At 56.3% G+C, this 25,362-nt stretch carries 26 protein-coding genes; 5 read left to right on the top strand and 21 right to left on the bottom strand.

The window, feature by feature from the left end; translation table 11 throughout:
• Positions 1-52 precede the first annotated feature (52 nt).
• On the top strand, positions 53-955 hold the full coding sequence (locus ACMYSP_RS20870) for a proline iminopeptidase-family hydrolase (RefSeq protein WP_434583950.1): 903 nt from the start codon (positions 53-55) through the stop codon (positions 953-955).
• A 60-nt stretch (positions 956-1,015) separates the two neighbouring features.
• Here ACMYSP_RS20870 and ACMYSP_RS20865 read toward each other — a convergent pair whose 3' ends face one another.
• The 9 genes from ACMYSP_RS20865 to ACMYSP_RS20825 all read right to left on the bottom strand — a co-directional run bounded on the left by ACMYSP_RS20865 (position 1,016) and on the right by ACMYSP_RS20825 (position 10,388).
• Positions 1,016-2,461, bottom strand: coding sequence for an N-acyl-D-amino-acid deacylase family protein (locus ACMYSP_RS20865; protein ID WP_434583949.1), 1,446 nt, complete (start codon positions 2,459-2,461; stop codon positions 1,016-1,018).
• 14 nt (positions 2,462-2,475) lie between these two features.
• Entirely contained in the window at positions 2,476-3,261 is a 786-nt protein-coding gene (locus ACMYSP_RS20860) for an SDR family oxidoreductase (protein WP_434583948.1), read from the bottom strand.
• Positions 3,261-4,199: a dihydrodipicolinate synthase family protein gene (locus ACMYSP_RS20855; RefSeq protein ID WP_434583947.1), complete on the bottom strand. Its 939-nt coding sequence runs from the start codon at positions 4,197-4,199 to the stop codon at positions 3,261-3,263. The genes ACMYSP_RS20860 and ACMYSP_RS20855 overlap by 1 nt, the downstream gene beginning before the upstream one ends.
• A gap of 16 nt (positions 4,200-4,215) precedes the next feature.
• Entirely contained in the window at positions 4,216-4,893 is a 678-nt protein-coding gene (locus ACMYSP_RS20850) for a GntR family transcriptional regulator (RefSeq protein WP_434583946.1), read from the bottom strand.
• Complete coding sequence (locus ACMYSP_RS20845) at positions 4,890-5,849, bottom strand: biotin-dependent carboxyltransferase family protein (protein ID WP_434587210.1); 960 nt, start codon at positions 5,847-5,849, stop codon at positions 4,890-4,892. Before ACMYSP_RS20845 ends, ACMYSP_RS20850 begins: the two co-directional genes overlap by 4 nt.
• Positions 5,849-6,565: a 5-oxoprolinase subunit PxpB gene (pxpB, locus tag ACMYSP_RS20840; protein ID WP_434583945.1), complete on the bottom strand. Its 717-nt coding sequence runs from the start codon at positions 6,563-6,565 to the stop codon at positions 5,849-5,851. Before pxpB ends, ACMYSP_RS20845 begins: the two co-directional genes overlap by 1 nt.
• Positions 6,562-7,563, bottom strand: coding sequence for an ABC transporter ATP-binding protein (locus ACMYSP_RS20835; RefSeq protein WP_434583944.1), 1,002 nt, complete (start codon positions 7,561-7,563; stop codon positions 6,562-6,564). Before ACMYSP_RS20835 ends, pxpB begins: the two co-directional genes overlap by 4 nt.
• The gene (locus tag ACMYSP_RS20830) at positions 7,544-9,253 is read right to left on the bottom strand and encodes an ABC transporter permease (protein ID WP_434583943.1); all 1,710 of its coding nucleotides are present in this window, start codon (positions 9,251-9,253) and stop codon (positions 7,544-7,546) included. The genes ACMYSP_RS20835 and ACMYSP_RS20830 overlap by 20 nt, the downstream gene beginning before the upstream one ends.
• A gap of 85 nt (positions 9,254-9,338) precedes the next feature.
• Positions 9,339-10,388: an ABC transporter substrate-binding protein gene (locus ACMYSP_RS20825; protein WP_434583942.1), complete on the bottom strand. Its 1,050-nt coding sequence runs from the start codon at positions 10,386-10,388 to the stop codon at positions 9,339-9,341.
• Between the two features lie 125 nt (positions 10,389-10,513).
• On the opposite strand from ACMYSP_RS20825, the gene ACMYSP_RS20820 reads away from it, so the two are divergent.
• From ACMYSP_RS20820 to ACMYSP_RS20810, 3 genes are all read left to right on the top strand, one after another.
• Positions 10,514-11,290, top strand: a complete 777-nt coding sequence (locus ACMYSP_RS20820; protein WP_434583941.1) for a LamB/YcsF family protein — start codon at positions 10,514-10,516, stop codon at positions 11,288-11,290.
• A 131-nt stretch (positions 11,291-11,421) separates the two neighbouring features.
• Positions 11,422-12,345: a dihydrodipicolinate synthase family protein gene (locus ACMYSP_RS20815; RefSeq protein WP_434583940.1), complete on the top strand. Its 924-nt coding sequence runs from the start codon at positions 11,422-11,424 to the stop codon at positions 12,343-12,345.
• 62 nt (positions 12,346-12,407) lie between these two features.
• Positions 12,408-13,616 (top strand): pyridoxal phosphate-dependent aminotransferase, encoded by a 1,209-nt coding sequence (locus ACMYSP_RS20810; protein ID WP_434583939.1) that lies wholly within the window; start codon positions 12,408-12,410, stop codon positions 13,614-13,616.
• A 4-nt stretch (positions 13,617-13,620) separates the two neighbouring features.
• Here the strand turns inward: ACMYSP_RS20810 and ACMYSP_RS20805 are convergent, their stop codons facing one another.
• From ACMYSP_RS20805 to ACMYSP_RS20765, 9 genes are all read right to left on the bottom strand, one after another.
• Positions 13,621-13,989, bottom strand: a complete 369-nt coding sequence (locus ACMYSP_RS20805; RefSeq protein WP_434583937.1) for a hypothetical protein — start codon at positions 13,987-13,989, stop codon at positions 13,621-13,623.
• Between the two features lie 150 nt (positions 13,990-14,139).
• Positions 14,140-14,991, bottom strand: a complete 852-nt coding sequence (locus tag ACMYSP_RS20800; RefSeq protein WP_434583936.1) for a class II fructose-bisphosphate aldolase — start codon at positions 14,989-14,991, stop codon at positions 14,140-14,142.
• Positions 14,992-15,103: 112 nt separating this feature from the next.
• Positions 15,104-16,822 carry a phosphoenolpyruvate--protein phosphotransferase gene (gene ptsP / locus ACMYSP_RS20795; RefSeq protein ID WP_434583935.1) on the bottom strand — a complete coding sequence of 573 codons (1,719 nt, stop codon included), beginning with the start codon at positions 16,820-16,822 and terminating at the stop codon, positions 15,104-15,106.
• A gap of 42 nt (positions 16,823-16,864) precedes the next feature.
• Positions 16,865-17,938: a PTS fructose transporter subunit IIC gene (locus ACMYSP_RS20790; RefSeq protein ID WP_434583934.1), complete on the bottom strand. Its 1,074-nt coding sequence runs from the start codon at positions 17,936-17,938 to the stop codon at positions 16,865-16,867.
• Between the two features lie 26 nt (positions 17,939-17,964).
• The gene (locus tag ACMYSP_RS20785; RefSeq protein ID WP_331850279.1) at positions 17,965-18,276 is read right to left on the bottom strand and encodes a PTS fructose transporter subunit IIB; all 312 of its coding nucleotides are present in this window, start codon (positions 18,274-18,276) and stop codon (positions 17,965-17,967) included.
• Between the two features lie 13 nt (positions 18,277-18,289).
• Positions 18,290-18,736 (bottom strand): PTS sugar transporter subunit IIA, encoded by a 447-nt coding sequence (locus ACMYSP_RS20780; RefSeq protein ID WP_434583933.1) that lies wholly within the window; start codon positions 18,734-18,736, stop codon positions 18,290-18,292.
• Positions 18,737-18,787: 51 nt separating this feature from the next.
• Positions 18,788-19,045 (bottom strand): HPr family phosphocarrier protein, encoded by a 258-nt coding sequence (locus ACMYSP_RS20775; protein WP_434583932.1) that lies wholly within the window; start codon positions 19,043-19,045, stop codon positions 18,788-18,790.
• Positions 19,042-21,105, bottom strand: coding sequence for a BglG family transcription antiterminator (locus tag ACMYSP_RS20770; RefSeq protein ID WP_434587208.1), 2,064 nt, complete (start codon positions 21,103-21,105; stop codon positions 19,042-19,044). The genes ACMYSP_RS20775 and ACMYSP_RS20770 overlap by 4 nt, the downstream gene beginning before the upstream one ends.
• A gap of 414 nt (positions 21,106-21,519) precedes the next feature.
• Complete coding sequence (locus tag ACMYSP_RS20765; protein WP_434583931.1) at positions 21,520-22,629, bottom strand: succinylglutamate desuccinylase/aspartoacylase family protein; 1,110 nt, start codon at positions 22,627-22,629, stop codon at positions 21,520-21,522.
• Positions 22,630-22,643: 14 nt separating this feature from the next.
• Here ACMYSP_RS20765 and ACMYSP_RS20760 point away from each other — a divergent pair, with 14 nt between their 5' ends.
• Positions 22,644-23,099: an Lrp/AsnC family transcriptional regulator gene (locus ACMYSP_RS20760; protein ID WP_123755517.1), complete on the top strand. Its 456-nt coding sequence runs from the start codon at positions 22,644-22,646 to the stop codon at positions 23,097-23,099.
• Here ACMYSP_RS20760 and ACMYSP_RS20755 read toward each other — a convergent pair whose 3' ends face one another.
• The 3 genes from ACMYSP_RS20755 to ACMYSP_RS20745 form a co-directional block, all read right to left on the bottom strand.
• Positions 23,100-23,825 (bottom strand): ABC transporter permease, encoded by a 726-nt coding sequence (locus ACMYSP_RS20755; protein ID WP_434583930.1) that lies wholly within the window; start codon positions 23,823-23,825, stop codon positions 23,100-23,102.
• A complete protein-coding gene (locus ACMYSP_RS20750) occupies positions 23,822-24,514 on the bottom strand; it encodes an ABC transporter permease (RefSeq protein WP_123755080.1) in 693 nt (230 codons plus the stop codon). The genes ACMYSP_RS20755 and ACMYSP_RS20750 overlap by 4 nt, the downstream gene beginning before the upstream one ends.
• 64 nt (positions 24,515-24,578) lie before the next feature.
• The gene (locus ACMYSP_RS20745) at positions 24,579-25,352 is read right to left on the bottom strand and encodes an ABC transporter substrate-binding protein (protein ID WP_434583929.1); all 774 of its coding nucleotides are present in this window, start codon (positions 25,350-25,352) and stop codon (positions 24,579-24,581) included.
• Positions 25,353-25,362: the final 10 nt, after the last annotated feature.

Below are 25,362 nucleotides of genomic sequence, written 5' to 3'. Positions count from 1 at the left end.
TGACCACCCTTTACCCTGAAAGCCGGTCCACTGAGCAGGGTAAAGAACATTCATGTACACCATTAGCGAAGGCTATGCACCGTTTCGACAGTATCAAACCTGGTTTCGTGTTTGCGGCGATCGCCATAGCGGGCTGACGCCGCTGGTGGTTGCCCACGGCGGACCGGGATGTACGCATGATTATGTCGATGCGTTTCGCGATATCGCCCTCAGCGGGCGGGCGGTGATCCACTACGATCAGTTAGGCAACGGGCGTTCGACCCACCTTCCGCAGCAGCCCGCCGACTTCTGGCAGCCGGCGCTGTTTCTCGACGAACTGACCAACCTGCTACAGCACCTGGGGATTGCCGATAATTACGCCCTGCTTGGTCAGTCGTGGGGAGGAATGCTGGGCGCAGAGCACGCCGTGACGCAACCACCGGGGTTAAAGGCGCTGGTTATCGCCAACTCTCCGGCCTCAATGGCGCTGTGGCTACAGGGGGCGGCGACCCTGCGGGCGCAGCTGCCCGCCGGGGTCCAGCAGACACTCCTGGAGCATGAAGCGGCAGGTACGCTGGACAGCGCGGCGTATAAAGCGGCAAGCCAGGTGTTTTATCAGCGCCACGTTTGCCGCCTCGATCCCTGGCCGGCGGAAGTGCGGCGCACCTTTGACGCCATGGATGCCGACCCGACGGTATATCACGCGATGAACGGCCCCACCGAATTTCACGTTATTGGCAGCATGAAAGCGTGGACCATTATCGACCGTCTGGCGCTAATCCGGGTTCCGGTTCTGCTGATTTCCGGGCGTTACGACGAGGCCACGCCGGAAGTCGTACAGCCTTTTATGGACCACATTCCCGACGTCCGCTGGACTATTTTCGAAGGATCCAGCCATATGCCCCATGTGGAAGAGCGTGCGTTATGCATGCAGACGGTGAACGATTTTCTCGACGCCGTGCTCCCGGACCGCTGATATTCGCCGCTCACCGATGTCACGCCATCAACGCGGACCCGACACGGTGAGCGGCTCGTTTTACCGGCGAATCACCTGCCCCGCGCGCTGATGGCGGATGTCACCGTCGGCCCAGGCCAGCTGGCCATTGACCCATACTTTCTCAATGCCCGCGGCGCGGGTACGCGGCTGCGCAAACGTAGCGCTATCCTGCACCGTCTGCGGGTTAAACAGCACCAGGTCGGCATAATTGCCGACGGCAATCCGCCCGCGACGGGTAATCCCCAGCTCCGCAGCGGGCAGGCCGCTCATCTTATGGACCGCCGTGTGCAGCGGGAACAGCCCCAGCTCGCGGCTGTAATGACCCAGCACGCGGGGGAAGGTGCTCCATAAGCGCGGGTGCGGGTGCTCATCATGCGGCATACCGTCAGAGCCGATCATCGTTGGCGGGAAAGCCAGAATGCGCTGAACGTCGCCCTCATCCATCATGAAATAGATAGCACCGGCGGGCATCAGCCGCTGTGCCGCCGCCTCATCGCTGATACCCCATTCGGCGGCGATATCGGCCAGCAGTCGCCCGGCCTGCTGCGGATAAGGCGTCGACCAGCTCACCAGCACTTTTGCCGCACGGGCAATAAAGGCCGGGTTCAGGGTCGTGGATGATGCGTTATAAGGGTAGCAATCCAGCGAAACCGGCTGGCGGGCACGAGCCGCCTGAATACTGAGCAGCGTCTCCCGCGAACGCCCATGGTTTTTCACCCCCGCGAGTTTATGGTGAGAGATTAATACCCTTACCCCCAAGCGACGGCCAATCTCATAGGTTTCCTCAAGCGACTCCAGCACCGCTTCCGCTTCGTTTCGCATATGCGTTGCGTAGAATGCCCCGTAACGCGCCAGCGGTTCGGCCACGGTGACAATCTCATCAATCGTTGCTTCCCGGGCGGGCGGATAAAAGGTCCCGGTCGAGAAGCCAAACGCGCCGGCGGCCAGGGAGGCTTCAAGCAGTTCCCGCATCCGGGCGCACTCATCGTCACTGGCACTGCGCGCCAGCGCATCCCCCATCACGCTGGCACGCAACGTGGTGTGCCCCACCATACAGGCGGCGTTAACGGCGATGCCGCTGGTGCTTAACGCCGCCAGATAGTCGGCGAAATGGGGAAAACGCAGCCACTCAGGGGTGGCGATCAGATCCAGCGGTGCGGGAACGCTCGCCATCTGGGCCGGAGCCAGGCTCAGGCCGCAGTTGCCGGTAATCACCGTCGTCACGCCCTGGGAGAGCTTCGCATTCATCATCCCCGGCATTAACAGCGCCCGGTCATCATGGGTATGGACGTCAATAAACCCCGGCGCCAGCGCCAGACCGCGCCCCTCGACGGTACGCTCCCCGGTCAGTGAGCCCGGTGCGCCAATGGCGGTAATCACGTCATCGGCGATGGCCACATCCGCTGGCACCGGTGGCTCGTCGCCGCCATCAAACAGCAACACGTCACGGATCACCAACGTGGTTGCGTGCATAACCTCATTCATTGGCGTTTTCCAGGTTACAGAGAGGGGATCATGCCGCCATCAACCCGCAACACGCTGCCGGTGATGAACGACGCCTGCTGACTGGCCAGAAATGCGGCCGCCGCGCCATACTCGTCCGGGCGACCGTAGCGCCCGACCGGGATCGTCTGCTGGCTGTTGCTGCGCACCGTCTCAACGCTCACGCCTTCATGTCCGGCGCGGGCGGCATCAAGTTGACCCACGCGTTCGGTGGCAATACGCCCCGGCACCAGCACGTTCGCCGTAATCCCGTTGACAGCGACCTCCGCAGCCAGCGTTTTTGACCAGCCCACCAGCGCCATGCGCAGCGTATTCGACACCCCCAACCTGGCAATCGGTGCAACCACGCCGGAAGAGGTACTGGTGATAATGCGCCCCCAGCCCTGCTCACGCATGTCGGGCAGCACTTTATCGGTTAGCTGAATCAATGAACTCACCATCGCGTTGAACTGCTGCTGCCAAATCACCGCGTCAACGCCAGAAGCGGTAGAAGGTGCCGGGCCGCCTGAGTTATTCACCAGAATGCTGATAGCGCCGAAGCGCTGACGGATGGCACCGAGGACCGTGTCAAAGGTTTCCGGCGCTGCCAGGTCCAGCGGCCAGGCCTCGGCTTCCCCACCGGCCTCGGTAATCAGCGCCACCGTCTGTGCCAGCTTTTGTTCATTGCGCCCGGTCACCGCTACCTTTACGCCTTCAGCGGCCAGAGCCTGAGCTATGGCACGCCCTAAACCGCTGCCCGCGCCGCACACCAGCGCTGTTTTTCCGCCAATCATAAAATCCATCAGTTCAGCCCTTTGTCTGCGAGTTTACGTTCCAGGCGAGCCATCAGTCCGCTCAGCTCCTGCAGGTCGATGCTATCCAGAACCGGTCCCGGCTGGCGGACAGCGGCGCTTTTGATCGCCCCGCGCCGACGCAGCGCCTCTTTGCGCAGCCCCAGACCAATGCCGTACTGGAATTCATGACGCAGCAACGGCAGGTAGCAATCGAAAATATCCTCGCCGCGTGCCGGATCCCCTTCGGCATAGGCCTGGCACACCTGCACTAACATTTCTGGCCAGGCAAAACCAGTCATCGCGCCATCGGCCCCGCGCGCCAGCTCCTGCGGCAAAAACAGCCCGCCGTTCCCCACCAGCACGCTGATACGGCGTAGTCCCAGCGCCTCACTCTCGCGACGGAGCTGGCTAAGTTTGCGCATGCCCGGCAGGTCTTCATGTTTCAGCATCACGATTTGCGGCAACGCCTCAATCAGACGCAGCATCACCGGAACCGAGGTGTGAACCTTGGTGGATTGCGGGAAGTCCTGCAGGCAAATGGGCACGTCCTTACCCAGCAGTTGTGCCACGCTCATAAAATAGTGTTCGACCTGCGGATCGGTGGTCAGATTCGGGCCCGGCGCCAGCATGACCCCCGCCGCGCCCTGATCCATCGCCGTTTTCGCCAGACGCTCCACGTGGCGGTGAGAGGCGTGGCTGACGCCCACCACCACCGGCACCTGCCCGTTCACCCGTGCCAGGACCCGTTGCATAAAGCTCAGCGCTTCTTCTTCGGTGAGCTTATGCGCCTCCCCCATCATGCCGAGGATGGTGATGCCGCTAACCCCTTTTTCGAGATAGAAGTCGGTCAGGCTGTCCGCGCTGGCTAAATCCAGCTCCCCGCTGTCGGTAAACGGCGTGGCGGAAATAATGTAAACCCCGTTAGCTTGTTCGTTCAGTGTGTTCATGAGTCGTCTTCTCTACTCAAATGGCCGTAAATCGGGCCACAATACCGGCCCGCGCCTGAGTCAGATGGAAGACCATCGCTTCTCTGGCCCCTGACGCATCACCGGCGTGAATACGCTCCATGAGCGCGATATGTTCCTGACAGCCAGGTTCGAAACGCGCGACGGTGCCGTTCTGGTCAAACGTGCGCGCCTTAATACGTAAATCAAAAATCATGCTCTCCAGCATGGCGTTACCGCAGTGGGCCGCCACGGTCTGGTGAACCAGGTTGTCGATACGGTGGTTCTCAGAGGCGGAAAAATCCCGCGCCTGGCGGTGGGCCGTCAGGGCGCTAATCACCGATTGCGCCTGCGCCGTTGGCATACGGGTCGCGGCGGCAAATGCCGCTTCCCCTTCAAGCAAAATGCGCAGCTGCAGGATCTCCAGATATTCGCGCAGCGTGGGCTCTTTCACCACAAGCTGCCCGCGTCCGACCCGGGTCGCAAAACCGCCTCCGACCAGACGGCTGAAGGCCTCACGCAGCGGCGTGCGCGAGACGCCCAGCGCTGCCGCCAGCGCCCGCTCCTGCAGCGGCGTATTGGGAGGGATCCGTCCCTGCTGGATCATTTCCAGAAGCTGCCGGTAGGTCGCTTCTGTCAGATCCTCGCTGCCAGGATTGAGGAAAATATGGTCTACATCAGTCTGTGTTTCACTCATAGCCAGCTCACTTCCGTTGATTGAATATGCTGTAAACAGGCGGCGATGCCCTCTTGCAAACGCCGCCAGCGTGCAACGCCTTCCGCGACGGCGATCGCACGAAACGCCACGCTCTGCCCGGGTCTCAGTTGCCCGACGCGCGGCAGATCCGCCCCGATGACCGTAGCAATTTTCGGGTACCCGCCGGTGGTCTGGCGATCGTGCAGCGCAATAATCGGCTGACCATTTCCGGGAACCTGAATGCTGCCCGGCACCACCGCATCGGACACCATATCGGCCCCGTGCAGGTGCGCCAGCACGGGCCCCGCCATCCGATAGCCCATCCGATCCGCATGAACGCTCACTCGATAGCGGCCATGTAAAAATGTCAGCAACGAGGCTTGGGTAAATGCCGCCTGCTGCGGCCCCATCACCACACACAGCGGGCCGCTGCTGTACAGCGACGTCAGCTGCGCGTGCGAACAGCGACGACGGCCGATATCACTCGGCGCCCCCAGCGGCAGCCGGTCGCCTTTTGCCAGCGCACGTCCTTCCAGGCCGCCCAGCGATGCGCGGGTCAGCGTAGCGCGACTGCCTAACACCGGCACGACGTCCACGCCACCGGCCACCGCCAGATAGGCACGTAGTCCGCGCTGCAGGCGACCAATCATCAATTCGCTGCCTTCTGCCAACCGGTGAGCAACCCAGGGTTCCAGCACCCGCCCTTCAACCTGCGCCTCGACCGCTCCGCCGAGGCACAAGATGCATTCGCCGCCCATCACCCGGTATCGCCCGCCCAGAGCGGTTAATTCCAGCGCCGCACATTCCGCGTCGTTTCCGACCACCGCATTCGCTAAGCGAAACGCAATCAGGTCCATCGGCCCCGATGCCGGGACGCCGAGATGGGCAAAACCATGACGCCCCCGATCCTGCACGGTGGTCAGTAGCCCCGGGGAGATGACTTCCAGCCAGCGCATCACGCCACCTCCGGCTCAGGGTACCAGTCCGCCGCGCGACACTCGTCGCTGAGGCGGGCAAACTCAGCCGGGGTAATGGGCACAAAGCCAACCTCATCCCCGGCCTGAAACAAAAAGGGTCGCTGACGTCGAGGATCGAAGGAACGCCACGGCGTCCGGCCGATAAGGTGCCAGCCGCTGGGGCCGGGCACCGAGCTGATTGCCGTCTGCTGGCCGCCAATGTTGATGCTGGAGGCGGGCGTCATCGCCCGCGGCGAGGCCCGTCGCGGAGTATGCAGTTTTTCAGGCAGCCCACCGAGATAAGCGAAGCCTGGCATAAAACCCACCATATACACCCGATAGCGCGCGCTGCTGTGGAGATCAATCACCTGATTCGGCTTCAGACCGTGCCCCTGAGCCAGTGCGGACAGATCTTCGCCATAGTCGCCGCCATAGCACACCGGTACCCGCCAGCGCCGACGCGCAGACTGCATCGTGGAAAGCTGCGCGATCGCCAGCGTAATCTGCTCGCATAGGGCAGCGCCGGTGACCGTTAACGGGTCAAACACCACGCTCAGGGAGCGATAGGTAGGAATAATTTCGCTGACCCCGATCGTGCCGTTAAGTGCCGTGGCCAGCGCCAGCACCTGCGCATTCAGTTGGTCGTCAATGCGCTCACCAAATTCCACTAACAGCGCCTGTTCCCCGACGGTAATAAAACGTGGATAGCCGTTCACGCAGACTCCCTGAAGGTCATCGCCAGTTCCGGCTGAAAGCCGAAGCTGACAGGCTGGCCTGAGAGACGTTCGGCGGCAGGAAGATCTACCGGCGCATAGGCCACCACCATCTGCTCCTGATACCTAATCAACAACTTCCAGTGCAGGCCGCAAAAGGTCGCCATTACGATAGTGCCCTGACCGCGCCACACCGCCTTCTCGCTGGCGCGTCCAACCAGGATATGCTCAGGGCGAATGCCCAGCATCCCGTGGTGCTCGCCGGGGATAAAATTACACTCGCCCAGAAAACCGGCGACGAAGCGGCTATCCGGCTGGCGATAAAGACTTTGCGGAGAGCCATCCCCGACAATCTCACCTTTATCCATAATGATGATGCGATCGGAGAGGTTCATCGCCTCTTCCTGATCGTGGGTGACAAACACCACCGTCAGCCCCAGCTCCTGGTGTAGCTGTTTAATCTGGATCTGAATCGCCTGGCGCAAATTTTTATCCAGCGCGCCGAGTGGTTCGTCCATCAGCAAAATATCCGGATTGAACACCAGCGCCCGGGCCAGCGCGGCGCGCTGCTGTTGTCCACCGGAGAGCTCGCCGGGCGAGCGCTTGTGATAGGCATCCAGACTGACCAGCGCCAGCGCCTCGCCAACCCGGCGTTCAATATCCACCTTCGCCAGGCGACGCATGCGCAACGGAAAGGCGACGTTTTCGAAGACTGACATATGCGGAAACAGCGCATAGTTCTGGAACACCATGCCGATGTTGCGATCGGATATCGGCTCGCGGGTCACATCCTTGCCGGCAATGTGAACGCTGCCGCCATCGGGATGTTCAAACCCGGCAATCACTTTCAGCAACGTGGTTTTACCGGAACCGGAAGCGCCCAGCAGCGTACAGAACTCGCCGCGTGCCACCTGCAGGTCGATACGCGGCAGCGCCACCGTTGAACCGTAGGTCTTGCGAATAGCGTTGAGAGTGACATCTTTACCCTGCATTTGACGCATGTTTGCCTCCATTACGTTTTACCAGGCTCTGAAAAATCAGGATCCCCGCCGTCGCCGCGATCAGTACGCAGGACGCCGAAATCACCGTTGGGTCGAAATCGAACGCCAGCCCTTCATACATCAGCTTCGGCAGGGTGCGATTACGGATAGTGGTCAGGAACAGCGACATCACCACGTCGTCAAAGGAGGTTACAAAGGCAAACACCGCGCCGCCGATCATCCCGGGGAGCAGAATCGGCAACATCACCCGACGGAACATCTGCCAGGGTTTTGCCCCCAGGCTATAGGCCGCCAGCTCAAGACTGGGGTCGAATCCTTTGAGCGCCGCGCGCAAGGTAATGAAGGTATAAGGTGTGGCCAGTACGGTATGGCCGAGGATCAGCGCCACCGAGTTGTTGATCAACCCCAGCGGGCCGCACAGATAATAGAGCGAGACCGCGGTAATGATAGCGGGCACCGACATAGGGACAATAAACAACGTCTCCAGCCAGCTTTTGCGCGGCGAGCTTAGCTTATGGATCCCCAGCGCAGCGGTCGCCCCCAGCACCATCGACAGAATAGTAACAATCAGGCCAATCCGGACGCTCTCGCCCAGCGCCAGCATCCATTTACGATCGCTGAAAAAGTTGACGTACCAACGCACGCCATACTCTGCCGGTGGGAAGGTGGGGAAGCTGGCGGTGCCGAAACTCATCGGGATAACCACCACAATCGGCAGAATAAGAAACAGCGCCACCAGCACGCCGGCGCCTGCGCTGATGCGCCCACCACCGCTGCGCTGCGCCACCACAACCGACTGTCTGCCTTTACCGCTGGAGCCGCCCATCAGCTTATCGAGCCCAAACAGACGATTAAACAGCCACAGCGCCACCAGGGTGGTGATCAGCAGTACACAAGCCAACGCGGCGGCAATCCCCCAGTTCAGCTCATCGGTAATATTGTGCGAGATAAGCTCCGCTACCATACGTTGCGCCGGTCCGCCCATCAGCGATGGCGTAATGTAATAACCGACGGCGTTCATAAAGACGATAACCGCGCCGGCGACCACACCCGGACGGGTTAACGGCAGGATAATGCGGGTGAAAACGCTCAACGAGTCCGCCCCCAGGCTCTGCGCCGCCTGCAGCAACGAGCTGTCCAGCGAACGGAATGAGGCGTAGAGCGGCAGGACGACAAAGGGCATCAGGACGTGCACCATGCCAATCAGCACGCCGGTGAAGTTATAGAGGAAAGCGACCGGCTGCGAGGTAATTTGCAGGGTCATCAACAAATTATTCAGAGGACCGTTTTGCTGCAGCAGCGCGATCCATGCCGAGGTGCGCACCAGGGCACTGGACCAGAACGGCAGCAATACTGCGAAAAACAGCAGCTTCGCCATTGCCGGGCGTACTGACGCCATCAGCCAGGCCAGCGGATAGCTCATCACAATGCAGCCGATGGTCACCGCTACCGCGATAACAAATGTGTTCTCCAGAACGATGCGATAAATCGGGGTATCCCATAAGTGGCGATAGTTATCGAGGCTAAAGTGCCCCTCCACCAGGAACCCCTGCTTAAGCAGCCCGGCAATCGGCCAGACAAAAAACAGCAGTAAAAAAAGCAGCAACGGTAGCGTCGCCACGAGGGCCAGCCCGGGCCATCGGATCCGCCGGGATGGGGTAAGGTTGTCGGTCAATATCGTTGCCACCATAACACACTCCGTTCTGGACGAGGCGCCGTCAAAGGCCCCTCGCCCGCCCAGTTACTCACTGAATCAACTCATGTTTCGCATGCCGTTACTGCGCACGTACCTGGTTGTAGCGCTCAATAATGGCCGGGCCATTTTTGTCCCACCATCCGGCATCCATAAACAGGGTGTGCTGCAGCCGTTCGGGGGTAGAGGGCAGACGTTGCTGGCGCGTTTTATCGATATACTGCATCGCTTCGCCGGTGGTCGGGCCATAGGCGATGTACTTGCTGAACTCTGCCTGGTGCTGCGGCGTAATGATGTAGTTGAGTAGTTTCAGCGCCGCGTCACGGTTGTGCGCCCCTTTGACCAGAGCAAAGTAGCCAACCTGCGCGACGGAATCATCCCAGGACATTTTGATCGGAACACCGGAATCAATGCCCGACTGGAAGCGACCGTTCCAGCCCAGCGCCATCACCACTTCTCCGCTGGAGAGCGCCTGCACCGGCTCCGCGCCGCTCTTCCACCATTTCGCCACGTAGGGTTTGATTTTTTTAATCTGATTCATCGCCCGGTCGACCCCTTCCGGCGTGCTCAGCGTTTTATAGACATCTTCCGGCTTCACCCCGTCGGCAATGAGCGCCGCTTCAATAACCGTGGCCGGCTCATCCTGCAGGGTGCGTTTACCGGGGAATTTCTTCACATCCCAAAAATCCGCGAAGGTTTTCGGCTGCGGCTTGCCATCCGGGAAGGCCTGGCTGGAGAAGCCAATCAGGGTGGAGAAAATTTCAGACGGGACACCGTAATCGTTGCGCGCGCCGGGAATGACGTGCTGCTGGTTGACCATGTCAGGGGTGATCTTTTCAAAGACGCCCAGCTTAATGCCGCGGGCCAAGCGTGAACTGTTTTCCGTCACCACATCCCATGAGACGGTATTGGTATCCTGCATTGCTTTCAGTTTACTGACCTGCGGGTCAGTATCCTCGACAACATCAATACCGGTTTCTTTATTGAAGGGCTTCAGCCAGGCTTCGCGGATCGCGTCCTGGTAGGCGCCACCCCAGCTGGCAAAATAGAGCTCATCCGCACTGGCGGACAGGCTATAGCTCATGGTCAACAGGCCCAATGTCAGACAGCCTGCTTTGATCGATGGTTTCATCTGCTCACTCTCTCCTGGTTAAACATTCGCTCATCGGCGCACTCGCCAGCGGCGTAATTGTGGTTTCAACCCTTTGGCATTCTCATTGCATGCATTTGGTATACCAAGTGTCTCGAGGAGCAATCATGCAAGAAGTGGACCTGAATTCTGATCTGGGTGAAAGTTTTGGCCAGTTCAGCGTTGGCGACGATGACGCCATGTTGGATCTGGTGACCTCAGCCAACGTCGCCTGCGGCTTTCACGCCGGCGACGCGCTGGTGATGCACCGCACCGTTGCCCACGCCAAAGCACGCGGGCTGGACGTCGGCGCCCATCCCGGCTTTCTTGACCTCTGGGGTTTCGGCAGACGCACCATTACCGGGGATAGCCCGGCGGACGTTGGCAAAATGGTGGTCTATCAGTTGGGGGCGATGCAGGCCGTGGCGCGGGTCTGCGGGCATGCCATGACTCACGTCAAACTGCACGGCGCGATGGCCACCCAGGCCTTTACCGACGATGCCTTATCGCAAGCCATCGTCAGCGCGATTCACGCCGTGGATCGCCAGTTGGTGCTGGTCACGACGCCACACAACGCGACAGAACGCGCGGCACGCAAGGCCGGACTGCGCGTCGCTTGCGAAGTGTTTGCCGATCGTAGCTACGGCGAAAACGGGCTGACCCTGCCGCGACACCTCCCGGATGCCATCATTCATGATCCCGAACGAGCCGCCAGTCGCGCGCTGCAAATGATTGAAGAGCAAGCCATTCGTACGATTAGCGGGGTCAAAATTCCGATGCCCGTGCACACCATTTGCGTCCATGGCGATAACCCACAGGGTGTGGCTATTGCACGCACGCTGCGTGAACGTCTGAGCGCCGCTGGCGTCGTCATTCGTCCACTCAGCCAGCTTAGTCATCTGTAAACCGTTGCCACATCACTGAACAAATGATGCGCACTCATCGTGCGCTCTTGCACCATCGACAGGCACAGGCCGGTCATTAACCACCACACCATCGTCGTGCCGCAGCGGCACGACATATTAAGGAGAGAGAGATGAAAGACAGAATCGAATGCCGTGAAAAACTGCGTGGGATTTTCAATATCACCGTAACCCCTTTCACCACCCAAGGCGAGATTGATTTCGCCGGGCTGGCCGCCAACATCGAGCGCGTCATTGGCCTCGGCTACGACGGCATCCTGATTGGTGGTACCTACGGTGAATTCCCGGCGCTGAATGTCCAGGAACGCGCCGACATTTTCCGCCACGTGATGGGGGTCGTGGGCGATCGCGTTCCGGTGATGCTGTGCAGCGCCGGCTCCGACGCCCGGGTGGTGCGCGAACTGACCACGCTGGCAGGCGAGCTTGGCGGCCTGCCAATGGTGACACCGCCTTTTGTCTCCGAAGTGACCGATGCGCAAATCGTCAGTTTTTTCCGGCAGATGGCGCCGTTATCTAAGACCGGGATTCTGGTCTACAACGCACCGGGTATCGGCATTACCCTGCCCCCTGCGCTGCTGGAACAGCTGGCGGATATCCCGGAGGTGGTGGGGATCAAACAGGGCGATCTCAACCCGACCGTGATTGACCAGATCGCCAATCGGTTATCCGGGCGCCTGCGTCTGTTCTGCGCCTCCGACCTGGCATTTTTAGGCCCGATGATGTGTGGTTTCGACGGGATCAGCACTACCAACAGCGGCGCGCTGCCGGAGCTGGTGTTAGCCAGCTTCCGGGCGCTGGAACGAGGGGATGCCGTCGCCGCCAGAGAGCTGCACCGACTGTGGTACGGCTTCCGCGCCCTCGCGCGTCGCCACGGCCAGCCGCAGCTGGTGAAAGCCGCCATGAATCTGCGCGGCTTCAACGGTGGCCATGTGCGTTCGCCGCTGATTGATGTCACCCCTGAGGTTATCGCTGAAACCCAGGCAGAGCTCCAGCGTCTCGCCGCCGACCCGCGTAGCGGCGTGACCTTTCCGGCCTGAAGCCCCTGAAACCGATGAATACGCCGCCCAATTTAACGCGGCGTCTAACCAAAGAGAGCACTATGTCAGCACACTTTCTCGCGCCGCGGATGCGGCGAGTCCGCCCGTCGCCTACGGCTGCCATCGCCGACCGGGTACGCGCCCTGCAGCAGCAGGGAATCGACATTATCAGCCTTGGTCTCGGTGAACTGGACTTTGCCACGCCTGCTGCCATTGGCCAGGCCGCTATCGATGCCATCCGCCTGGGGGAAACCAAATACACCGCAGTTGGTGGTACCTATGCCCTGAAAGCGGCTATTATTGATAAATTCGCCCGCGACAATGACCTGCACTTCGTGCCGCAGGAGATTATTGCCGGCACCGGCGCCAAACAGCTGATCTTCAATGCGCTACAGGCTACGCTGAGCCACGATCTGGAAGCCATTATTCCGGCCCCATACTGGGTCTCCTATCCCGATATGGTGGCTCTGGCGGAAGGCAAGCCGGTGATAGTGTCAACCCGGGAACAGGAGGGCTGGAAGCTCACGCCCCAGGCGCTGGCCGCCGCCATCACTCCCCGCACCCGCTGGCTGATCCTCAACTCGCCGGGCAACCCGACCGGCGCGCTGTACAGCCGCAAGGAGCTTGAGGCGCTGGCGGAAGTGCTGCTGGCGGCACCGCAGGTGCTGATCCTGGCAGACGATATCTATGAGGCATTACGCTACGATGGCGCAGCATTTTGCACGCTGGCTCAGGTTGCCCCGGCGCTGTGCGAACGGATCCTGACCGTGAACGGGCTCTCAAAAAGCTTCTCCATGACCGGCTGGCGGCTGGGCTATGCCGCCGGCCCCGCGTGGTTAATTTCCGCGATGGCTATTTTGCAGTCACAGAGTACCTCCAACCCTTGTTCGCTGGCGCAGGCGGCGGGCGTTGCAGCCCTGACGCTGCCCGCCGACTTTCTGCCGCCGTGGCTCTCTGTTCTCAGCAAACGCCGTGCTCGGGTGATGGCGCTGGTAGATCAGGTTGATGGACTTAGCGCCGCCACGCCGCCGGCGGCATTTTATCTTTTCGCCAACTGTTCCGGCCTTATCGGGAAATTAACTCCCGCTGGCCAGCAGCTTGAGGATGATGTTGCGGTCGCCGATTACCTGCTCACCGCGGCTCATGTCGCGACGCTGCCGGGAACGGCATTTGGTTCGCCGGGATATCTGCGTCTGGCCTACGCGCTGGATGATGTTCAGTTGGACATCGCCTGCCAGAACATCGCCCGCGCCTGCCGGGAACTGCGGTGATGCCTTAACCCACAGGTGACGCCAGAGTAGTGATAATGTGCTCACGCATGGCGCCGCTCAACGGCATAAATTCGCTGTTCTCTGCACTGGTGCCACGGTTTTCAATCAACGCCAGTTTGACGCCTGGCCAGGTAATCGTATTGTGCCAGGCCCCTTTCGGGATGCAGTAGACCTTGTGGGGTTCCATTGGGACCGCGTGAAAACGCGGGTTCGACGTATCATTCTCGTCGAGCAGCAGCAACGTACATTTCCCGTCCAGCAGTATAAACACTTCATCCGTCAATAAGTGACGTTCCAGCATAGCAATATGCTGGATATCATTTTCAGGCTTCCAGTTTTTAATTCCGACAAACCACCCAGCGCTTTCAACCATGCACTTCAGGCCCGTACCATCATATTGTCCAATTATTACCGAGCATTGCATTATTTGTTCCTCCGAGCCGCGCGCGAGCGTAGCAACCCCGACGCCTGCGCGCTGTTTAAATCATTAGTGATAAAACCTGGTGATTAAAAAAGTAACGACTTATCTGAAATGACTCGCTTTACCGCTGGAGCCCGAAATACGAATATAATTTTGCAGCGTTTCTTTGGCCTGATTTTCCATGTTGATCATCATTGACATGAAATCAATATCCGGTGTTTCCTGCAGCATCGTTCTCAATCCCTCTTTGCAGCTAACAAACGTATCGGTACAGACGTTGATTTTATTAATACCGCAAATGACCGCCTGGCGGATATTCTCCTCGCCGGAATCAGACCCCCCGTGAAGCACCAGCGGTTTCTGGGTGGCCTGTTTGATCTGGCTGATACGGTCAAAATCGATTTTAGGCGCGCGGTTGGCCGGGTATTTACCATGCGCAGTCCCCACGGCTATCGCCAGAGCATCCACCCCGGTGGCCTCAAAGAAATGAACGGCGTCTTCTACGCGGGTGTAAAGGTCAAATTTTTCATCATCCGCGTTGGCGGCCTGGCCAATAAAGCCGATTTCGCCCTCGACGGTGATATTTTGTGAGTGACATAAGGTCACCACGTCTTTGGTACGTCGAATATTCTCTTCCATTGGGTATTCCGAGGCATCGATCATAATCGACGAAAACTGGTGACGGAAAGCATGGGTGATACGCTCATAATCCTTGCCGTGATCGAGGTTCAGCGCCACCGGCACGGTCGCGCGCGCCGCCAGAGTCCGCACGATATTAGAGATAATTTCGCCGTCACCATGTTTACTCATTTGCCCCTGACCAATATTAATAATGATCGGCGCATTCTCTTCTTGTGCCGCGCGAATAGCGCCGCGAACTAACTCAAGATTAATCACGCTAGCGGAAATGACGCCGTAATAGTGTTTATTCGCATCATCTAAAATGGTTTTCATTGTGACATACATATTTTTACCTCTGCATAGAAAGTGATTTTACACAATAGTCATCCGCGCCATTTTGGAAATAGATGGCACAACAGATGAATTCTTTAATGGACAATTAAATCTATAATGCGGCTATTTCATTCGCCATTTCGCTGAGCAAACAGTCGATTTTCGCCATTTCATGGGTCGCTAAGACTGATTCCAACCACGATTCGCAGTGCAGCGTTGTCATTTTTGCCACGGTATATTTCACCTGCGGAACGCTGAGCGGCGTGACGCTGAGTTCATCAACTCCGGCGGCAATTAAAAAAGGCAACATTTTGTCGTTTGAGGCAATTTCACCACAAACGTGAACCGGGATCAGATATTGCTTCGCGGCATCGATGACCTGTTTAATCGCACGTAAAACTGCCGGATGGTGCGGCTGGTATAAATGCTGGACTTTACTGTTGTTGCGATCGCTGGCCGTAATGTACTGGGTCAGATCGTTGCTACCGATACTGAAAAAGTCGCAGTGGCTGGCGAAGACATCCGCGAGCATGGCCGCAGCAGGCGTTTCAACCATAATGCCGACGGGAATATTTTCATCATACGCAATCTGCTGCTGAGATAACGACTGCTTAATATCCGCGATCAACGCTTTCGTTTCCTGCAGTTCTTCCAGCGTGGCGATCATCGGGATTAATATTTTCACCCGCCCAAACGCCGAGGCACGCACGATCGCTCGCAGCTGCTGCCTGAAAATCTCGATATTACCGAGACAATAGCGGACAGCCCGATAGCCAAGAAACGGATTCTCCTCCGCCGGAATCCCAATGTAGTCCGCCTGCTTATCACCGCCAATATCGAGGGTGCGGATAACGATCTCCTTGCCCGCCATCAGCACCGCCAGTGATTGATAGAACTGAAACTGCTCTTCCTCATCCGGAAAGTGGTCCCGATTCATGTACAAAAACTCGGTCCGAACCAGGCCAATACCGTCGGCATACTGTTCGAGCGCGTTCTGCGCTTCACTGAGCGCCGTAATATTGGCGCATACCGCAATCTTTGCCGGCGTCGCGCCAGCAGCCATCACAAAGCGTCTCAGCGCTTCTTTGCGCTGTGCTGAATGAGCAATAAGCTGTTGATATTTCGTGATACATTGCGCATCCGGGTCGATATAGATTACGCCTCTGTCACCGTCGACAATCGCTGATTGACCGTCTACCAGGCGATCAATATCCATCGTGACGCCGACAATCGCCGGGATCCCCAGTTCTTTAGCCAGGATTACCGAATGGGAGGTCACCCCACCGCCGCAGGTAATAAACCCCTGCAACTGCTCTGGTTGATAGACAATAGTATCTGCTGGCGTCAGTTCATCCGCCGCGATAATCATTTTTTGAGGATCTGCGGCGAGTTCAGCGATAGGTTTGTGGGCCAGAGCATTCAACAGCATTTTTTCTATGGCACGAAGATCCTCAACCCGCTGATTCAAATAGGATGACTTTGATTTTAATAAACAGCCAACCAGGCGATCGGTTTCTTTAATAACCGCCCGTTCAGCACATAGCGCTGAAAAAATATTCTCACGAATATGCGCAATATAATCTTCATCCTGGAGCATTAACAAATAAGCTTTATAGACCTTGGCGATCTCATCGGTATATTGCTGTAATGCCTGCTGATGAAATGCCGCCATGCTTTCAATACTGCGCTGTAACGCGGTTAAAAACCGATCCCACTCACGGGGGGATTCGCAGGCATCAGAATATTCAGCATAGCGTCGGTGATGACGCAGAACCTGAATCTGACAAAACGCGATACCTGGCGATGCCGCAATGCCATTCAAAATATACATACCGGACCTCAATAATGAGAATATGCTTGAGTGAGCGATGGATTATTTAATGCTGATTTCAAAATCATCAACTTCAGGCTCCTCTTCAGCGCCGTCTTGCCGATCGGATGCTTTTAATACGGGTTTGAGAATGGTTAACACGGTGGCCGTAATCAGGCTGCCGATAATTAACGCGGCGACAAATCCCCAGGGATGGCCCATGATGGGTATCACAAAGATCCCGCCGTGCGGTACGGTGCTGGTGACATTCCACAGCATCGTCAGCGAGGCAGCCGTAGCCGAACCGGCCATGCAGGCGGGAATGACCCGCAGCGGATCCGCCGCGGCAAAGGGCAGAACGCCTTCGGTGATAAAACATAATCCGAGGGGAAATGCGGCTTTAGCGGCTTCAATTTCACCCTGTGAATAACGCTTACGACGGGAAATAAACACCGAAATCGCAACGCCGATGGGGGGAACCATGCCCGCGACAATTTTGGCTGCCTCCGGGCCATAAATCCCTTGTGCCAGCATCGCATTCGAGAACAGCGACGCTGATTTATTCACCGGCCCGCCGAGGTCAAAGCCCATCATGGCGCCAATAATGCCTCCGAGCACCATCCGCGAACCGCCCATCAGTCCCCCCATCCAGTCAATAACCACGGCCTGAGCAAGGGCCACTGGACGCCCCAAAAACAGATAGAATGCCAGGCCAATAATCAGGGTGGAGAGTAGAGGAATAAAGAGCACCGGCATCAATCCCTGCATGCTGGAGGGTAGCTTTAAGTAGCGACGAATAGCCAGTATCACGTACCCCACGAGAAATCCTGCCAGCATGCCACCAAGGAACCCGGCTTTAATTTCTATCGCCACAAACCCCAGAATCAACCCTGGCGTAATACCTGGACGGTCGGCAATGGAGTAGGCAATGCCGGCGGTCAGAACCGGGACAACCAGCCCCATTGCCACAACACCTAGCTGGTTAATAAACCAGGGTAATGTCTGTGTCGCATTGGCCACAAAAGCGCCGCCGAATATTTTCGCAATCGCCATGCAGAGGCCCGCAGCGACGACCACCGGGATCATGTAGGAAACGCCGGTCAACATATGTTTCTTGAAACCGATATTGTAAGACATGCTATCGCCCTCATATTTAGGGTTAATTATTTTTGCATTTTTTCTTGTATTTTTTGAATCAACGACTTCGGTGATTTAACGACGGTAGAAATAGGCACTTCGACGACCTGCTTATCTTTAAAACGTTCCAGACCACCAATCCCAATATCGGTCGCAAAGATAACAATATCCGCCTTAGCGATATCTTCCGGGCTGAGCTTATCATCGACACCAATAGACCCCTGGGTTTCAACTTTGATGTTGTGCCCGAGGCTTAAGGCGGCCTGGATCAGTTTTTCTTTGGCGATATAGGTATGGGCAATGCCGGCAGTGCAGGCGGTAATTCCAACAATATTCATGGGATACTCCAGGTTATTCAAAGGCAGAGACCAGCTCATCCGTCGAGGCGGCAGAGAGTAGTTTTTCGCAAGTTTCTTCTTTGCCAAGCAGGCGCGCCACTTGCGACATCATTTTGACAAAATAGTCATTTTTATCTTTTTTATTGACGGCAAAAAGAATAATCACCTTCACTCTGTTTCCGTCCAATGACTCCCATTCAATGGGCTTTTTTAATAACCCGATAGCGATACAGGTATGATTAACAAAATCTGACTTGCCGTGCGGGATTGCAATAAACCCCCCGATCCCGGTTTTACCTTCATTTTCACGCTGATAGACATCCTGAATAAAGGCATCCGGATCATTAACCGCACCATCTTTGTATAACAGGTCAATTAATGACTCGAGGGCCTGTCGTTTATCCGTCGCCGGCATATTAATTTGCAGGGCATTTTTATTGATAACATCTGAAAGTATCATGAAAATTATTATCCTTATTATATCCTGATCGCTGAGGGTAATATCGTTGCATTAATTTAAAGTATAAAGAAAACGGGTCAACTCATTAATTGCCTGGTCCTCATCTTCACCTTCCACCTTAATAATAACCTTGTCATTTTTGCATGCTCCCATGCTCAACACGGAGGTAAAACTTTTGCCGTTAAAAGTCTCACCATCCTTCTCAAAGGTAATTTTGCTGAGGTAAGAAAGAGATTTATCGACAAAATCTGCCGCCGGTCTGGCGTGCAGCCCTTCATCGCTTGCAATAATAAACTCGCACATTTTCATAGCATATCCTCATACCTGTTCTGATCTGTTAAAAATTGATATAACGCTTTCTCTGAAATACAGCTACGCAGCGATTTCATGAGCGTATCGTTTTCCACCATGGCAGCCAGCATGGTGTAAAAACCGGCGATGCTGCCGTCAATTTTGCCATCCGCGGCTCTTTTAAAACCAACCATAAAGACGACATCGACATCCTGCTCCCCTCCCCAGTTAACGGGATCGTGGAGTAACGCCAGGGAGATAAAGTTCTCCTTCACCAGGCTGGGATCTCCGTGAGTAAGCACGACCCCAGGAGCAATCTCCGTAGAGGAGACTTTTTCTCGCTCTAATACTGAGGATAAATAACGTGGGTCACAGCGACCAGAAGTCGTCGCCTGTTGGCACATGAATTCCAGCACGGCTGGATTACTTTTAACCGTTGAGATAACGAATAACATGTCGGGCGATATATACTGGTGATAGCCTCTAGCCCTACCATCGTTTTTTTTCTGTAAGGTTTGCAGCACCTTACTTTTTTGCATCTTTTTGACGGTTTCTTTAATCAGGGAAAGATCGTAGGGCAACAGCACATCATTGACCTGAATAACCGTCTCTTTACTGCGCTGCAGCGGCACGGTACTGACAACCAGATCGCAGTCATAATGGTCCAGTTGCTCAAGTTCTCGCAGTGACAGAATACCGACAATATCAACCTGAGTGATCGCCCGCTGTATTTTTTGGGCAACAAATTGCGAGATGCCAATTCCATAATTACAAACAATCGCGACACGAATTTTCTTCAACGCTAAGCTTTGCGCATTCTTAATACACAGCGTAATCAGGCTAATTTCTTGTTCATTTAGCGCCAGAGCATAACGCTGCTCATACAGTAAGCTGCACAGTTCAACTTCAAGATATAAATCAAGATAAGAAAATTTGACCTGGCGAACCAATGACTGAGAAGCCTCCGTAGCGGAGCGATTCATCGCAAAGCGCTGACGATAGATCATCGGCCGAATGAGTAAAATCAGGCGCCATAATAATTGTTTATCCCTCAGCAACCCGCGGCTAACCACGTGACTTAACGACAGAATAAACGTCTGAACGGTCTCCTCGAGATGTTGCGGGGAAGCGCAAACCTGCTCCCGGAGACGCTCATCATTGACATCATTTAATTCGCAGGCCAGTAACACCAGTGTCAGATAGCGTACATCATCAGCTGAAAATACCAGCCCGGTTGAGGCATGTAATTGCTGACAAAGAGAATGGGCCATTTCCTGCTCCGGGCATAGCGCGATAGCGTGCTCAACGGTAACCGCCGGACAATCTCGTGCTATTTTCTGGCGGTGCATCACCAGAACCATCGAAAAAACCAGCCAGACGCAGGCGTCATAGGTATAAGACACATGATATTTTTGCTCCAGTGTCTCAAGCGCCTGCATAATAGATTCAAAATGATGCATTTCCTGGCCGAACATGATTTTAAGCGTAAGAAAATCGGCATCATCAAAGTATTTTTTGCTGTGAGTATGCACTGAGGTATAAAGGTGCCCAGAAGGCTCCTTTTTTTGACAATGCTTCAGTTCAATAAATAAATTCCAGAATAACTGTCGCCGGGTAAATTCGGTGCATAACAGGCTACAATTAGCATTAGACCTGGATAACGACATCCCCAAAGGCAATAACCATGATGCAACCTCAGAGAGGTATTTTTTAATCGCACCTTTATCCAGATAAACGCAATCAGCTAATTCCTGAACGGACACCACGGGCTGAACCAGCAGCAGCATTAACATCCGACACATCCGGTTTTTTATACGTTCATCAACGTTATTCTCAACAAATGTTGTGGCGATTTTTTCATAGGCTATTTTCTCCATATCAAGAAAAAAACCTTTATTCGTTTTGGCCACCAGACGGCCTATATTATGATGGACAATTTCATCCCTGATAACATCGAGATCGCTCCTGACGGTTTTTTCTGAGTAGGACACCTCATCAGCAATATCCTTTACTGTGACATAATCTCTGATCACCCAAAGCAGCTCAAAAATTTTACGTTGTCTAACAGTAAATAGCATCACGGTAATGGCTCCATCAGAGATGATTATTGCTACAATATTATGCCCCAGTCTCAATCCGCCTCATTCTTACTATCATCAATACTAGCAGCGGCATTTTTTTAATCAAAACCAATAAATGACACAATCCACTGACCTTTATTGCGTTTTTTCCATATTCAGAGGATCAAGATCACATTTAGCAATGCATACAATTAAAGGTGATTAATGTGTAATTCATCACAGTTTATTCGCCGAGAATGAAAAATTTAGCGTGAAGCATCACATTTCAGTGCCCGTTTCTTTTGGCTGAGGAAAAAATATTGTTCTGGATTTACGCTAACAAATAGCGACGGGGAATCAGGCGGGAAAGCGAAAATGGCGGTAAATGACAGGAGATCAACAACCGCCAGGGGGGAGACAGAATGCTGCTGCTTACATCGCCAGCCCACCACCGCCGCTGAAGGGCTGCTCACCAGCGATTTTCATGACTTCGGCGCCAAAAGTGACAAACGGCGCCCGACGGCTGGCGTAGATCAGCCCACCGGCCTGTGGGCGGACGGATTTGATCATGTCGGTTAGCGGGTCGACGATTTCGGCCACCACATCATCGGCGCTGACCCACTCGCCGGGCTGCTTCAGCTGGACCAGAATGCCGCTCGCCGGGGCGGTGACAATCTCACCGGCGCTAAATGGTAGCATTACCGTCTGCTGCTGCGGGACCTCAGGACGGTCACCGGCCAGCAGGCCGCGAAATTGCAGGTAGCGATAGAGCCGCTCGGCATCCTGACGTGCCACTTTATGATTGACCTCCTGCTGGCCTCGCAGCTCGACGGTCACCGCCATGCAGCCAGGTTGCCGTGGCTGCTGGGGGAACTGTGCCGCCAGGCGGTGCCAGGGCAGCCCGCAGGCTTCATCAAATGAGTTACCGCCGCTCTCCTGTGACAGCAGCACCGTACCAATGCCGAGAAAAGCGGCCAGTACGCCGGCCTCTGGCTGCCAGGCCGGATCGGCGTACATATGCAAAATGGCCTGGTCGTCGCAGTGCAGATCCAGCACCACATCCGCATCGCAGGCCAGGGCCAGCAGATGATGGCGCAGCGCCTGTACTTCGCTCCGCACCGGCTCGGCAGCCAGCCCATCGCGCATCGCCTGGCGTACCTGTTGCCGGTAATCATTGTGCGTCAGCGCCGCCTGCAAATGGGGTTGTGCCAGGTGAGCCAGATCGGGAAAATCGCGGTTGAAGTTGCGCCCGCTGCTCAGGTCAAAGCGCCCGATGCCGCTGTTGAGCATCACCTGGGCCAGCCCCGACGGATTTGCTACCGGAACGAGAATAATTTCACCGCGCAGCTCGGCGCGACGTTCCGCCTGGCACAGTAATCTTTTAAGATAGTGCAGCACCAACATGCCCGGGATTTCATCGGCATGCAGCCCTGCCTGGAGATAGACTTTCTCCCCGACGCCGGGTTCGCCAAAATGAAAATGCGTTAATTGCCGCTGCCCACCCAGGGCATGTTCGGGTAAGGTATAGTGTTTAATTTTCATTGGACGTCCTCTTTGTGGAAAAGAAAGCCCGGCTTGACCGTATCGATCATAAGATCCTTGAAATCCTGCGCCGGGATGGCCGCATTTCTTATCAAAAGCTCTCGGAGCAGGTAAACCTCACCGCCCGTCCCTGCCTGGAACGCGTACGTGGCCTTGAGCGCGATGGAATTATCAGGGGCTACAGCGCGATTATCGATCTCCCCGAGCCGGAGCATGCCTTCGTGGTGCAGGCGCAGATTGCGCTGGCCGACCACGGCCGCTCGCAGCCGGTGTTTGAACAAGAGATGCGCCAAACCCCGGAAGTGCTCGACTGCTGGCTGGTCAGCGGCAGCTTTGATTTCCTGGTACGCATCGGCTGTCGCAGCATGGCCCACTACTGCCAGCTGGCGGACACCTGGCTGACCAGCAAAAAATTCCGCGTCGATAAAATCGTGACCCTGACCGAACTTCAGGCGATTAAACGCTCCTGATCACGAGCGGCGGGCAAACGCCAGCCAGCGTCGCTCGGCGCGCGAAAAGGCGTATATCAGTAAAAAAGTGCACAGCAAATAGAGCGCAGCGGCCATCAGGAACGGAATAAACGGCGAATAGGTGATGGCATAAAACGCCCGCGCGACGCCGGTAATGTCGAGCAGCGTGACGGTGCTGGCCAGCGACGTGGCATGCAGTAAAAACACCATCTCGTTATTCAGCGCCGGAATGCCCCGCCGCAGCGTCGCCGGCAGCACCAGACGACGGATAATTTGTCCTTTGCTCATGCCGTAGGCTTCACCGGCCACCCACTCCTGACGCGGAAAGGTCATCATCATCCCTGCCAGCAGTTCGGCCACGTAAGCGGCCGTATTCAGCACCAACGCTAAGGTGGCGCAGAAGGTCGCATCGCGGAACAGCAGCCAGAACGGCCGATCGTTTTGCCAGCCCAGCTGGACGATATCGAACTGCGACAGCCCGTAATAGATCAGCATCAGCTGCAGGTAGAGCGGCGTGCTGCGAAAGAACCAGGTGCAGCCGCGAATCGGCCAGGCCAGCAGCCGCGGGCCGTACACCTGAATGACCGCCATCAGTACCGCCAGCACCATGCCGGGAACGATCGACAGTAAAAACAGCTCCGCCGTCACCGCCAGCCCGCTCGCCGCGCCGTTGCCGTCGCTCCACAGGTAGCCCGGTAGCGCATCGATAAATGTCTGCAGGTTCATAGTGCCGCCCCCGCCGTCGAAGAGCGCAGCGCGTAGCGCTTCGCCAGACGATTAAACAGCCAGCTCGACAAGGCGGTGATCACCATGTAAATCAGCGACACGAGGAAGTAGAACAAAAACGGCTTCTGCGTGGCGCGCCCGGCCTGTTCCGCCAGCCACACCATATCTTCCAGGCCAAGGATCGACACCAGCGCCGACGCTTTCATCAGCCCCAGCCAATTGTTATTAATGCCCGGAATAGCAAAACTCAGCATCTGCGGCAGCATCACGCGCCGAAAGACCGTCCACGGACGCATGCCGTACGCTTGTGCCGCTTCAGTTTGCCCCCGATCAACGGTGAGAAAGGCCCCGCGAAAGGTTTCGGTGTAGTAGGCACCAAACACAAAGCCAATCGCCAGAACCCCGGAAATAAAGGTATTGAAGCGAACCGGCCCAAACCCGACCAGCCCTAGCAGCGTATTCACCAGCATCTCGCCGCCGAAAAACAGCAGCAGCATAATGACCAGCTCCGGAATGCCGCGCACCAGGGTGGTATAGCCGGTAGAAAACCAGCGTAGCCAGCGTGGCCCGAACAGCTTTATCAGGGCATTCACCAGCCCCAACAGCAGCGCCACCAGCAACGAGACCAGCATCACGCACAGCGAAAGTCCCGCGCCGCGCAGCAGTAACGGTAAATAGTCTGCAACCATATTCTGTCTTCCACCCGTGTCGTAAAGGGGCGCCGATCATCGATCGCGCCCTCCCCTTCACGGCTTATTTGCCGTAGATATCAAAGCTGAAGTACTTTTTCTGAATGGCCTCGTAGGTGCCGTCCGCACGGATTTGCTTAATCGCACCGTTCAGGGCGTCGCGCAGCGCCGGATTGTCTTTATTCACCGCAATGCCGACGTCAGACGAGATACTGTCATCGCTGATCACCGGGCCGGCAAAGGCAAACTTCTGCCCGCGCGGGGTATCGATAAAGCTGGTGGCCGCCTGGATATTGTCCTGCAAGGAAGCATCGATACGCCCGGAGAGCAGATCGAGATAAACGTTATCCTGGTTGGCGTAGCCGACGATTTTCACGCCATGATTGGCCCAGTGGGTTCTGGCGTAGGCTTCATGGGTTGAACCGGTTTGTACCCCGACGGTCTTGCCCTTGAGGCTGGCGGCATCAGGCAACAGCGGGCTGCCCTTACGTGCCACCAGCTGCGCCGCGCTGCGGTAGTAGCGGTCGGTGAAATCCACCTCTTTCTTGCGCTCATCGGTGATGTTCAGCGAGGCAATAATGGCATCGAATTTATGGGCGTTGAGCGCGGCGATCATGCTCTCAAACGGCTGCTTCACGAAAACGCATTTCGCTTTTAGCTGTGTACAAAGGGCGTTGGCAATATCAATGTCAAAGCCGGTGATCTCGCCGCTGGGCGCAAGGACATCAAACGGTGGATAGCCACCGTCCACCCCAAAGCTGATGGTATCAAACTGCTGCGCGGCCAGCGGTGCGCTCAGCGCCATGCAGGCCAGTAAAGCGGCAATACGTGTTTTCATATTGGTTACC

Origin of the sequence: Klebsiella sp. R390 (assembly GCF_051131745.1) — a bacterium.
In the GTDB taxonomy this organism is placed as follows: domain Bacteria; phylum Pseudomonadota; class Gammaproteobacteria; order Enterobacterales; family Enterobacteriaceae; genus Klebsiella.
The sequence above is the reverse complement of the archived record's forward strand: the minus strand, read 5'-3'. Positions and strand labels throughout refer to the sequence as shown.